The 11,093-nt window shown below is 51.5% G+C and carries 13 protein-coding genes; 5 read left to right on the plus strand and 8 right to left on the minus strand.

Translation table 11 applies throughout. From position 1 onward, the window contains the following. Nucleotides 1-308 (plus strand): hypothetical protein (locus tag D6783_02510; GenBank protein ID RME53236.1); only part of this gene is annotated, 308 nt, incomplete at its 5' end. Here D6783_02510 and D6783_02515 read toward each other — a convergent pair. The 4 genes from D6783_02515 to D6783_02530 form a co-directional block, all read right to left on the minus strand. Next, entirely contained in the window at nt 292-987 is a 696-nt protein-coding gene (locus D6783_02515; protein RME53237.1) for a TrmJ/YjtD family RNA methyltransferase, read from the minus strand. The genes D6783_02510 and D6783_02515 overlap by 17 nt on opposite strands. A 94-nt stretch (nt 988-1,081) precedes the next feature. After that, nucleotides 1,082-2,503: a hypothetical protein gene (locus tag D6783_02520; GenBank protein ID RME53238.1), complete on the minus strand. Its 1,422-nt coding sequence runs from the start codon at nt 2,501-2,503 to the stop codon at nt 1,082-1,084. Between the two features lie 242 nt (nt 2,504-2,745). Continuing rightward, nucleotides 2,746-2,907 (minus strand): 50S ribosomal protein L40e, encoded by a 162-nt coding sequence (gene rpl40e, locus D6783_02525; protein ID RME53239.1) that lies wholly within the window; start codon nt 2,905-2,907, stop codon nt 2,746-2,748. Nucleotides 2,908-3,036: 129 nt separating this feature from the next. Beyond that, nucleotides 3,037-3,438, minus strand: coding sequence for a translation initiation factor IF-5A (locus tag D6783_02530; GenBank protein RME53240.1), 402 nt, complete (start codon nt 3,436-3,438; stop codon nt 3,037-3,039). Nucleotides 3,439-3,552: 114 nt separating this feature from the next. Here D6783_02530 and D6783_02535 point away from each other — a divergent pair, with 114 nt between their 5' ends. Next, the gene (locus tag D6783_02535; protein RME53241.1) at nt 3,553-5,235 is read left to right on the plus strand and encodes a hypothetical protein; all 1,683 of its coding nucleotides are present in this window, start codon (nt 3,553-3,555) and stop codon (nt 5,233-5,235) included. An 89-nt stretch (nt 5,236-5,324) separates the two neighbouring features. Here D6783_02535 and D6783_02540 read toward each other — a convergent pair whose 3' ends face one another. From D6783_02540 to prf1, 3 genes are all read right to left on the minus strand, one after another. Continuing rightward, complete coding sequence (locus D6783_02540; protein ID RME53242.1) at nt 5,325-6,050, minus strand: M48 family peptidase; 726 nt, start codon at nt 6,048-6,050, stop codon at nt 5,325-5,327. A gap of 278 nt (nt 6,051-6,328) precedes the next feature. Beyond that, nucleotides 6,329-6,754, minus strand: a complete 426-nt coding sequence (locus D6783_02545; protein ID RME53243.1) for a hypothetical protein — start codon at nt 6,752-6,754, stop codon at nt 6,329-6,331. Then, nucleotides 6,741-7,859: a peptide chain release factor 1 gene (gene prf1 / locus D6783_02550; protein ID RME53244.1), complete on the minus strand. Its 1,119-nt coding sequence runs from the start codon at nt 7,857-7,859 to the stop codon at nt 6,741-6,743. Before prf1 ends, D6783_02545 begins: the two co-directional genes overlap by 14 nt. A gap of 204 nt (nt 7,860-8,063) precedes the next feature. Between prf1 and D6783_02555 the strand changes: the two genes are divergently transcribed. Genes D6783_02555 through D6783_02565 form a run of 3 tightly spaced genes read left to right on the plus strand, consistent with a single transcriptional unit; the run spans nt 8,064 to nt 10,662 of the window. After that, nucleotides 8,064-8,627 carry a hypothetical protein gene (locus D6783_02555; protein ID RME53245.1) on the plus strand — a complete coding sequence of 188 codons (564 nt, stop codon included), beginning with the start codon at nt 8,064-8,066 and terminating at the stop codon, nt 8,625-8,627. 47 nt (nt 8,628-8,674) lie between these two features. After that, the gene (locus D6783_02560) at nt 8,675-9,217 is read left to right on the plus strand and encodes a hypothetical protein (GenBank protein ID RME53246.1); all 543 of its coding nucleotides are present in this window, start codon (nt 8,675-8,677) and stop codon (nt 9,215-9,217) included. 29 nt (nt 9,218-9,246) lie between these two features. Further along, nucleotides 9,247-10,662 carry a cysteine--tRNA ligase gene (locus tag D6783_02565; GenBank protein ID RME53247.1) on the plus strand — a complete coding sequence of 472 codons (1,416 nt, stop codon included), beginning with the start codon at nt 9,247-9,249 and terminating at the stop codon, nt 10,660-10,662. A 152-nt stretch (nt 10,663-10,814) separates the two neighbouring features. Here D6783_02565 and D6783_02570 read toward each other — a convergent pair. Further along, nucleotides 10,815-11,093, minus strand: a 279-nt coding sequence (locus D6783_02570) for a hypothetical protein (protein ID RME53248.1), incomplete at its 5' end; no start/stop codon positions are given.

Consider the following 11,093-nt stretch of genomic DNA (forward strand, 5'->3'; position numbering starts at 1 on the left):
GCTTCTCCCTGATTACTCGGTTCTCACATCCAGGTTCGGCAAGCAAAGCTCAGGATGCTGCATCTTCACAAGTAGCGAACACGCAAGAGGAACACCATTCGGCCAAGGAAAGTCACCGCTACCTCCGCCTCTGGAAGGAAACGGGTCAGGGCCGTTCGAACCACTCGCGACTACCAACGACGACACCAACACCAAACACAACACCAATCCTAACAACCACAACAACTTCACAACAACCACCTCCTACCTACACAAAAAAAAACAAAGGCGTACTTATACCTTTCGTTTCTTTTATCGTCTTCCGATAAGTTTTTTGAGAAGGCCGAGAAGTGCTTGGGCTTCTCGCTTCGTGAGCATGCTTCTTCCTGTTATGTTGCGCCAGAGAAGGCGCTGGGTCTCTTTTTTTTCGGGGGTGTCAAACTGCACGGTTTCCAAAACCTCGTCAAACAACAGTTTCATTTTTGATTGCTGCTCATTTGTTGCGAGGGTGAAGGGTGAGGAAGGAGGGTTGTGGAGTGCTAAGAAAAGTTCGTAGAGGATGACGGTAACGCTCTGGGCGAGGTTGAGGGAGGCGTACGTGCTCGAAGAAGGTATGGTGACTGTGACGTTCGCTGCCTTGAGTTCTTCGTTGGTTAAGCCCGCGTCTTCGGGTCCGAAAAGAATGCCGACGTTGCCGCGTGCGGCGGCTAGCTTCCTTCCTAGGCTTCGCGGCGTGAGGGCTGTGCGAGGGAGGTTGTAGTCCGTCCCTTGTCTTGCTGTCGTGGCTACAAGCAGGTCAAACGGCGGGAGGGCGTGCACAACGCGGGTTCCTTCAAGCAAGTCTTCTGCGTGTTTTGCAAGTTTTCGCGCTTCTGCGTCGATAGCGCACCGCGGGTTGAGGAGGACGAGTTGGTCGACGTCAAAATTCTTCATAACCCTCGCGACAGCACCTATGTTCGCGCTATGAAGTGTTCTGGCAAGAATAATTGTTGTCTTGAGATTGGTCATGGTGGCGAAGACTGCTTATCTGCTTTTTCTTTGCCCGCCCTCTCCTTTCAGGCCGTTCATACATTCTGGTTTCATTTTGTAAGGAGGGTTGGCCTCATACAAGGAAGGGAAGCACCCATTCTTGCCATATGCCCTTGATGATGGGGACGAAGAGGAGGACTGCGAGGAGGGCGAGGATGAAGAGGCTTACCTTGGTCCAGATGAGCTTGGCGCGCTTTTCAGGAACTAGGGCGGAGAGCGTGGCGAGGAAGATTCTTCCGCCGTCTACCGGACCGAGGGGGAGGAGGTTGCCGAGGCCGAGGCCTATGCTGAGCAAGACAATGAGGAGAAGGAGCTCTGCGATCCATTCGAGGACGTAAATGAAGAAGGGCAATCGCCCCGAGCTAATATAGTGTGTCACGTCTTGGTCAGTCACGACCCCTAAAAAACCCCTTCCGGGGATGTCGGGATGTTCGGTGAGCGTGATGGTGTGGGTGAGGCTTTCGCTTTCCAAGGTGATGGTTTCTCCGGGTTTCAGGTCTTTGACCGCGTCGTAGAAGTCCTGAATTGAGCTGATTGGCTTGCCGTTGAGGGAGGTATAGAGTTCGCCTTCGAGAACCCCTGCATCCTTGGCAGGGTAGTTTTCTTTTACTTCTTCGAAAATAACGCCTTTTTTGTCGATGGTGTTGTCGAGGACTCTGTCGTACGCTGGGGCGAAGAGGGAAACGCTGAGCAGGATAACGAGGCCGGCGGTGAGGAGGTTGGAGTAAGGACCGGCAGCGAAGACACTGTTTTGGACGGTGCGAGATTTTTTTGCAAGTTTCTTCTCGTCGGGCTCGACAAAGAAGAGTGGAAGGATGGCCATGATGCCAAAGCCGGTGTTCTTAATGGGAACTCCGTGGGCTTTGGAAACGATGCCGTGGCAGAACTCGTGAATGACTACAACGAGGAAGAGAGCGACGATGCCTTGCCAAAAGGGTATGAAGAGGGGATTGCCAGGGATTTTCACGCCGGGGATGAGGAGGCCGACTGTTGCTGGTGCTTCTGGCTCGAAGATGAGCGTCCACAACCCTGCCAGAAGGGTGAGGACGATGAGAATCATGCCCGTGTAGGCGACGATGATGCCTTGCTTGGCTGCGGTTTCAATAGGGCGGAAAAGGAGGCCTGCTAGGTAGATAGTAAAAGCGATGGCTAGGACGGTGTTAAGAAGGGAAAGGAAGGATTGCGAGTAGGTTATCCAGCCGAAGAGCGAGGGCGCCGCTTGAGAGAGGAGGTGTGGGGAGATAGCAATGACTCCTGCAAGGAGGAAGGGAAAGCTCATCGTGAGGAGAATGGTGCCAAGCCATGCGTGTGGGCGGTGCTTGACAATGCGCCACATGAGGTTAATGCCAATCTTTGTTTTGTAGAGCGCTACGAATTTTGCGGGGAACTCGAATTTTTTTCTGTTAAGGTAGATGAGGAGGAAGAGGAGGGGGTAGAAGATAAAGACAGAGATGTTGTTGAGGAAGATGTCTATTGCTCGTTCAAGAATGGCCATAGTAGAGTGAGTTCTAAGCGTGTTTTATAATTGTTTCGCTAGGGCGTTTAGGGTTATTTGGGCGCGGGGGTTATTTGACATCCCTCTTGTGTTACACGGCGTGTGCATTCCGGAAAAAAAAGAGGGGGCTTGGCGCCTGCAAGGAATCGTAACGAGAATTCACGTGTTAAGAGAAAAAGAGATGACAAGAAGAGAGAAAAAGAAGAGATTGCGTGCCAATGATGTTTTTCGTGTGGTAGCGCTTACTTTCGCCTGACGGGGCGGAGGATGTCGTACCCGCACTTTCTGCAAGTGACTTTGCCGGCGAGGACTTTGAGGGTGGGCGCTCGTCGCTTGGCCTTGCACTTTCTGCAGACGTACATGTTCTTGAATTTTCTTGCTTCAGCCTCGGGGAATTTTGCCATGGTTCTTGCTCCTGCTCAGGTCTCGCGTTCCTTTTTGTTTTTCTTGTTTTCCGCTCTGGGTTGTGAGTTCCGTCCCGGCGAGCTTGCTTTTGCGTTCTCTTGCAAGGTTCTGCGTTGTTACGCTTCTTGTTACGCTTCAGCTTTGATTTGCTTCATGATGCGGTCGGAGAGGATGACCCAGTAGAGGACGGTTGCTCCTTCGGTGAGTTTTCCTTTGAGGTCGTCAGGAATTTCCAAGTCGAACGTTTCATATGTTTCCGTATCCATGACGTTGGCGGTATCGCCGGTGATGCTCAGGACTTGGGCTGTGCGTTTGTCAATGACGGGGACTTCTATCTTGTCGTGGCCCGGCATCACGATTTGGCGTTTTTTCTTGTCGATGAGCCCGACTGCTTCAAGGCGGACTTTAGCGTGGCCGTGCTTGCCTGGGCGGGAGGTCTGCGTGTCCGTAACCGTACAAGCGACTCCGTCAATGACCACGTAATTTCCTTTTTGAAGGCTTCCAACGCTCTTGTGCTGAATTTCTGACATGCGTGGCAAGAAGAACCAGGAAGGTATTTAAATAAGTTATGGTAAAAACTGGGGGAGGATTAGTACAGTCCGAGAAAAAAACATTTAAAAACCCCTTGAGTGGTTAGTTGGTGTATGACTCGCGTTTCGCTCCTCCCTTTCGACGCTCGTTCAAAGCCCCGTTCTGCTCTTGCTTGCTTCTTGCTTTTTTGTTCCTTCCTTAGCGTTCTCCTCGGAAGTGCCGGGCTTGTTGAAGGCTTTCGAGAGTTCGAGCCGGTGGTGTTGACAGGGTCGGAGCTTCCTTTGTTTTTAGGTGAACCGTTGGATCGCGTGTTTTTGTTCTCGTACCGCCCCGCGAGCGGATGGTCCGAAGTGCCTTTGCAGGTTGACGAGCGCAGAGACAGCCCCCACCCTGTCTTGGGAGAAGTGTACGTGTGGAGTGGTGAGGAAGGCAACGGCATCGATGCAAACGACGAGCTTGTCTTTGTCAGCAAAGACGCGCTGGAAAGGGCCCCTGTAGGAGAAAAGCCTGCTGGAATGGGGGAAGGGTATGAAATTTCTGTGTATGACCCTGTCTCTGACGAGACGCGCTATGTGTACGTATTCGCTTCGTCATCCGCCCAGCACGCCCCCTTAACACCGTACATCACGTTCGACGAGCTCGCGGGTGTTTGCCCTCAGAACTCGAGAGGCGTCACGGATTGTGGAAAAGGGGCGCTGGTTGACACGCCTCGCTTCTCAGTCAAGTTCAGTCGTCGATGGGTGCTGGATACCTTCCGCATCAAGCCAGCGGGAGATGACTTGCTTGACCGGTTGAAGTACCGCGTGTATGACTTGTTCGCTCCGGGGGCAGATATTGGCACTGCTGAGAGTGAGGAGGCCTGGTCGGTCACGTCCGAATGGATTGGGCACAAGAGTGGCTTGGTGCGCTACATTCGCCAGGTGAATGACGCCGCCAGCGCAGACAACAAGACGTATGTTCGAACTTTCGTCTATCCGGAACTCATTGTTCGCGAGCACGAACTCCTCGTGCACCCCCTGAATTTCTTGTGGGCATATTTTGATTTTTCGCAACAAGCGCTCCCGGTGACGCTGTATTACAGCGGCGGTTCGGTCACGATTGATGGCGTGCCTGATGCATTTCCTGAAACGCCGTTCGAGCACGTGCTCGAGGCATCGAGTAGTGAGGGTTCGTTCATTATTATGACGGCGTATTCTGGGTTTGACCAGGCAACAGAGAGTAACTTTCTCAATGACGACGCTTCTTTCTGGGATGGGACTGGTGAGGACAATCAATCGCTCGGGAGTGTCGGGATTAAGATGACAGGGGTTGCTCCTGCGCCGTGGACGGGCTCGTTCGAGTTAAAGCTCGTTCCAGAGGCAGGGAATTCGCCTAATTTGGTTGATACGTTCACGAGGTATCGTGAGAATCCCCTTGGCGTTTCTGTTTCGGTGTGGAACGCTTCGGCGCCTCCGCCTGCCTGTCAGGACAGTGATGGTGACGGGTTCAATGCGTCGTCGTGTGGCGGGCTTGACTGCGATGACTCGGACGCGGCGATTAATCCAAATGGGAACGAGCACTGCGGAAGCGACACGGTTGATGAGGATTGTTCTGGCATGTATTGCCGGCCTGGCGATCCGTATGAGGATTTGGTAGTGAACGTGTTTGATTTGACGCTGGTGGGAAGCACGTTGGGGCGTTCCGTGGGAAGTGCTACGTGGGATGCGAAGGCACGGAGGGGCGACACGAACGCCGACGGCGTTGTGGATGTTGCCGACCTCAATCACGTAAGTCAGTATTTTGGGACGAAGTACTAGGGCTGTGAGAGAGTAGGCGTGGCGCGTTCTGGTTTCGTTAGGCTCTTTCAAGCATGGTTTGAAATGGCGTGCTTTGGAGAGGAAGGGGGCTAGCGTAGAAGACGTTGCCAAAAAGAAGGTTTTGCTTTTTTTCGTGTTCGCGTGTTTCTTGCTTGTTTTTGTTTTCTGAGAAATGCTTCGAGTTTTTTTTCTGCTTCGTTATCTTTGAATTTTTTTTCGTCTTCGCGAAACGCTTTCGTGTGATGGTGGGTTTTTGTTCCCTTGACTGTGAAGGTGTGTTTCTTGTGTAAGAGTTCGTGGTAGAGAACGTAGCGAAGAAGGCTTGGCTCATTTTTGAGTGCTGAGGATATGGTGACGGTGTCAGATGCGTAGTGGTAGTGGCCGAGGGTGGTGAGTGAGGGCTTGCCGAAAACGAGGTTTGGCTTCTCCATCATTCCCGCGAAGTACTCTTGGTTGAGTTCCTCAAATACGTGGGTAAGGAGCGGGTCTGCTTGCTTGCTCGGCGCGAGCCGGCTCATTTGTTTGAGGAATGTGTTGTAGAGGCTTATTTCCGTGGTGGTTTTGTTTACTCGAAAGAGTTTGCAGAGGAGGTGTTGGATGAGGCCTGTTTGAATTTCTTCTGCGACGCCTTCCCATTCTTTAGAGAGTTTGAAGTGGATCTCGTCACCCCTCATGGAAACATTGGCGTTGTAGTGTTTGAACCTTCCTGAATACGTGAGTGTTATTCTTCGTTCCTTGTGATTCGGCAAAAGATCCTTGTATGCTCGGTACGCCTTGTTCGACACGTTTTCTTGTTGTGTTTTGGGAGACGTCATTCGCTGGGAGCTCGTATGCTGACTGAAGGGTTCGTTGTGGTCATAACAGCTTTGGTCGTAATTGTTTTAGTCATAGTTCTTCAGAAATGATTGCTTCCTTCTTACTTTTTTGATTTTTTTGATTATTTTCTCTGATGCGCCCTTTGTTATCATCGTTTGTTGAAGAGGTAAAGTTTTTTATAGGTGTTTGTTGGAAGAGGAGTGAGATGGAAGGAAAAAGGATTTTGCAGGTTGTTCTTGTTGGTGTTTTTATGGTTTTGGTTTTGGCAATGCTCTCGCTAGGGGGTTGTATGGGTTCTTCTCACGAGCCTGATGCGTGCAAGCAGGATGCCAAGGTGTGCCCTGACGGTACGGTGCTTGCCAGGCAGGGTGCTTCGTGCGAGTTCCCTGCGTGCCCTTTTGGTGAGAGGGCTGCTGCTTCCTTCATTCCGTGTGATGAGTCGCGCCCAGCTACGTGCCCAGAAGAGGGCAGTCCGGTGTGTGCAAAGCGGGACACTGGTGTTCGGTGTGTTCGAGCGCCCTGCCTCGAAGCGGTGGAGGCGATTACGTATCCGAATGCGTGCGCTGCGTGCGCTGATCCGCACGTGTTTGGGTATTGGGCTGACGGGGCTTGTGAACGTTGAAAGAACGAAGGAGCGTTGCGTTAGGGGGGGGCTGCGTTGCGGCGGCGAAGGGGGGACTGCACGCGCTTTACATTGCTGCATAGCGAAGAATCGCTGCGACGCCACCTATTTCTTTGAGCTGGGCGCCTTCCCGGCTCTCCGTACTAATAATTTGAACGTTTGTACCGAGTTTTTCTGCTTCTTCTTCAAAGGCTTTTGCTTCCTCGTCGTCGAGGGCTTCTGAGAGGAGGAGAATGTCCACGGCGCCCATGTTGAGGTGGCGGCGAACCTCGTCTTTCCCGTACGAGGCAAGGCCTGAGTCCTTGCTGAGTTCTTTGAAGAACCGTTGCATAAGTTTTTTTTCTTCTGCTATTTCTTCTTCGGCGAGGAGGTCTTGGCTTTTGTCTAGCAGTTCATTGAGTCCAAAGTCGCCGGTGTAGCTGAGGTCCTTCGTTCCGATGATTAATTTTTTAAGGTCGCCAGTGAGGTAGTCCTTGTTGAGAAAGTCATTCACAGTGACGCCGGGGCCGCCAATGATGATGCCCTTGAGGTCTTTGTTGCCGAGAAATTCTTCTTTCATGTACTCGGCTATTTTTTTGAAGTGGTCCTTAATGGCGCCTTCTCTGAGGCGTGCGAATCGAGGTGCGCTTTGGCCTCCTGCCCGGAATTTGCCAGGGACCTCTGAGTGGGTTTTTTTGAGAGGGATGATGGTTTTTCCTTTGAGGTAGGCAATGGCCGCGTCTCGTCTGTCGAGAACGACGAGGCCGTAGAGGGCTTTCTCTTCGCACATGTCACGAAGAATGTCGAGCTGGAATGTCTTGTCACAGCGGTAAATGCGTTGTTTGATGGCGAGGGGCGGCTCAATGCTCCAGACTTGAAAGTCTTGCTGTCCTTCACGTTCCGCAACGTTTCCTGAGAATGCTGCAAGGCCGTGTGGCGGGGTTTTGGGGTAGAGGCGCAAGTGTTGGATGAGTTTTTCGAGGGCGGTGATGACGTTGTTGCGTGTCTGGGCTGACTTGATGTTGGTCGCGGTGCCTTGTTCTTGGCTGAGGTGCTGGATTATTTTGTTGAGGTCGTACCCTGCGGGGACGTAGACCGTCACGAGTTCTGTGTGCCTCCCACGTTTCCCTTCAAGATCCTTTATAAACTGCCTGAGTTTGAAGCGCTGTTGCGCGGTGACTTTTTCTGCGGTTGGATGCTCTGCCATAGGACGAGTGGGCTAAAAAGATAGGGTTATTTAAATCTTTGGCGAGTTCCCTTGTTTCCTTGGTTGCAAAGAGCGATGTAACGAGCAATGTATGATTTTTAAGGCGTACATCACGAAAAAAAACGTTAAACGCTAAAAAAAAAAGGTTTTGTGCCCTTTCAAGCAATGCGCGTTGAACGATGATTTGAATGGAGGAAGCCCCGTATGATTCACGACGGTACCAAGGAGGAAAGCCCCCTTCCGAGCGGATACGTGATTGTTACAAACTTTCATCCTTTCAGCGAAGTCCTTGAAGAATCGTTGAAGAGGGCTATTCGAGAGAGCGTCCTCGAAAAGGATGCGTACATAGATGAGTTGCGTAGGAAGGCTGAGAACGTGCGGTTCTTTCCTGTTGACACGTGCGGGGCTGGTGCGGATGATCTTTGCCACATCATTGAAAGATCAAAAGAGATGCGTGGCTTGGATAGCCTAATCATCAGCGTGGACATTGCCGAGTGGCTCGCCATCCCTTCAGGTCCTGGCATGTTTCGCCACGCTGTTGTGTTCGGCCGGCATCCTGACTTTAAGAATTATGAGCGTTTCGTTGCGAGAAATGCCAAGAATCGTGCGAACGTGCCGGAACGTAGCCAGCAACCTTCGCCGTATGGGGCGTGGTATCAGTTGGAAAAGGAGGGGTCACTGGATATCGTTCAAGGATCGGTAAAAGAAGTGGTTGCTTGTGTTGTTGATTATATCAAGAGAAGATTGGAAGAATACCATAGTAGGTAAGAGGGGTGGGGAGAGAGCAGTGTCTTGTTGATGCAGAGGTGTTGCGAGTGATTGAGGAGCGCTTGTGGTTTCCCCCGAACAATAAGGTTGTTGTTGTCCATGATTGGAGCGGGCTCCCGTACGTTTTGAAGCTGGATTTTAACGAAGAAGTTGCGAGGGGGCTTGTTTTGAAAGACGAGGAGGGAGACGCGTACCAAGTGACGCTCGTTTACCAAGGGATCTCTCACAGGGAGAGCAATTCCTTAGCTGACCTCGTGCGTGAGGAGTTGTTAGCGCTAAAGACGAGCATACTTCTTGTTGACAACAATGTTGAGGAGAACACGCCTTTTGTGGAGCGTCTCTTGACCCTGGACCGGTTCGTTTACCCCTTCGGGTTCGGCGTTATGATTTGGAATGAGCATCGTATGGAGTTTGAACAGGACTGCAGTGTTTACCAAAACAAGGTTTTTCGCTGTGTTTCTGGGAGGGTGTCACGGAGCTTTGAGAGCTTTTTTCAGCTCGTTAGCGTCGCTTGCAAGAAGTATGCTGCCTTTCACCGTAGGGAGCAAGAAGCATTTCTTGAAGAATTGAAAAAATACAAAAAGTCATAAATGATTAGTGAATGTTTTTAGAGAGAACCATGGGCGAGTTGCGACTGTTTAACACGTTAGGACGGAAAAAAGAAGTGTTCAAGCCGCTTCATCCTCCTGAGGTTGGGATGTACTGCTGCGGCCCGACGGTGTACCACTACGCACACTTAGGGAACTTGCGAGCGTACGTGTTCGAGGATGTGCTGCGCAGGGTGCTGGCTTGGAATGGCTTTAGGGTCAAACACGTCATGAACATCACCGACGTTGGTCATTTGACGAGCGACGCTGATGAAGGAGAGGACAAGGTCGAGGAAGGCGCCAGGCGCGAGGGAAAGAGCGTGTGGGAGATTGCGGAGTTTTATACGCGTGCATTCAAGGAGGATTTGCAGCGTCTCAATGTTTTAGAGCCGGTGATTTGGTGCAAGGCGACAGATCATATCAAGGAGCAGCTTGACATGGTGTTGTGTTTGGAAAAGAAAGGGTTTACGTATAAGACGAGCGACGGCATTTATTTTGATACGTCAAAGGTTGATGATTACGGCAAGCTCGCTTTGCTTAAGAAGGAGGACTTGCTTGCGGGCAAGCGTGTTGCGATGGGCGAGAAGAGGAACCCGACAGATTTTGCGTTGTGGAAGTTTTCTCCTCCGGGGAGTAAGCGGCAGATGGAGTGGGACAGTCCGTGGGGGAAGTCTTTTCCTGGTTGGCATATTGAGTGTAGTGCTATGGCGTCGAAGTATTTGGGAGAGCAGTTCGATATTCATTGTGGCGGGATTGACCACATCCCGGTCCATCACACGAACGAAATCGCTCAGGCTGAAGCGTGCTTTGGGAAGAAGCCGTGGGTGCGGTTTTGGTTGCATAATGAGTTTTTGGTTGATAAGGAAGGGAAGATGTCCAAGTCGAAGGGTGATTTTTTGCGGTTGCACACTCTTCTCGATCGAGGGTTTGATCCTTTGGCGTATCGTTATCTCTGCTTGACGACGCATTATCGCAAGCGCTTGTTGTTCACGTGGGATGCGGTTGCTTCATGCCAGCAAAGCCTTGATCGTTTGAGGAAGAAAGTGGTTGAGTTCAAGGAGGAAGTGAGAAGTGGGCGGGGCGCTGGTGAGGGTGTTGTTGTTCCTGCTTACAAGAGGTTGTTTGAAGAGGCAGTGAATGATGATTTGAACACGAGTGGCGCTCTTGCCGTCGTTTGGAAGTTGTTGCGAGATGAGTCGATTCCTGCGAGGGATCGGTTGGCTACGCTATTCTTGTTCGATTCCGTGCTCGGTCTTGGTTTGGAAGCGTGGGAGCGCGAGGAAGTTCGCGTTCCGGACGAGGTGAAGGCGTTGCTTGAAGAGCGCGATGCTGCAAGAAAAGCGAAGGATTGGAAACTGGCCGATTCCTTGCGCGAGAAGATTCGGCGTTCGGGGTTTGAAGTGGTGGATACTCCTCAGGGGCAGCGCGTGGAGAAAAAGAAGGCCTGAGTCAAAGTGTGAAGTGCGTGTTGTGGTATTCGGCGCAGAAGTGAGAAGGGCGACTGGGTAAAAGAAACGCTTGAGAAAAAAAATTAAAAAAAAAATGTTTGGACGGGAAGGCGTTTGCTCCTTCCTGCTTGTCTTGTTTTGCTTCTCGTTCGTTATTCATCCCCGCCGAGAGAACCATCGTCGTAGAGCGGGTCGAAGCCGCCGGGCGGGAGGCGAATGGTTGGTCTCCGGGCACGGGCGAGTATTTCTTGGTTTGCATTGTAGGGCGATTCCTTGCGGTGAGGTATCACACCCAACCCTTCAAGAGAAGCAACTGCGTTATCCATCGCCGCTAGCTCTTGAGCAGGAACTCCTGCTCCTGCAACGAGGTCATAAATTTCATCAATTGAAAGAACTTCCTTTCTTGCTAAGGCGTCGTTGCTGCGTGTGAA

It is taken from the genome of Candidatus Woesearchaeota archaeon, assembly GCA_003694805.1.
GTDB lineage: Archaea > Nanobdellota > Nanobdellia > Woesearchaeales > J110 > J110.

Excerpts from the sequence above, each read along its gene's own strand:
- D6783_02515 (RME53237.1), bottom strand. The coding sequence starts at position 987 with ATGACCAATCTCAAGACAACAATTATTCTTGCCAGAACACTTCATAGC.
- D6783_02520 (RME53238.1), bottom strand. The coding sequence starts at position 2,503 with ATGGCCATTCTTGAACGAGCAATAGACATCTTCCTCAACAACATCTCT.
- rpl40e (RME53239.1), bottom strand. The coding sequence starts at position 2,907 with ATGGCAAAATTCCCCGAGGCTGAAGCAAGAAAATTCAAGAACATGTAC.
- D6783_02530 (RME53240.1), bottom strand. The coding sequence starts at position 3,438 with ATGTCAGAAATTCAGCACAAGAGCGTTGGAAGCCTTCAAAAAGGAAAT.
- D6783_02535 (RME53241.1), top strand. The coding sequence starts at position 3,553 with ATGACTCGCGTTTCGCTCCTCCCTTTCGACGCTCGTTCAAAGCCCCGT.
- D6783_02540 (RME53242.1), bottom strand. The coding sequence starts at position 6,050 with ATGACGTCTCCCAAAACACAACAAGAAAACGTGTCGAACAAGGCGTAC.
- D6783_02545 (RME53243.1), bottom strand. The coding sequence starts at position 6,754 with ATGCAGCAATGTAAAGCGCGTGCAGTCCCCCCTTCGCCGCCGCAACGC.
- prf1 (RME53244.1), bottom strand. The coding sequence starts at position 7,859 with ATGGCAGAGCATCCAACCGCAGAAAAAGTCACCGCGCAACAGCGCTTC.
- D6783_02555 (RME53245.1), top strand. The coding sequence starts at position 8,064 with ATGATTCACGACGGTACCAAGGAGGAAAGCCCCCTTCCGAGCGGATAC.
- D6783_02565 (RME53247.1), top strand. The coding sequence starts at position 9,247 with ATGGGCGAGTTGCGACTGTTTAACACGTTAGGACGGAAAAAAGAAGTG.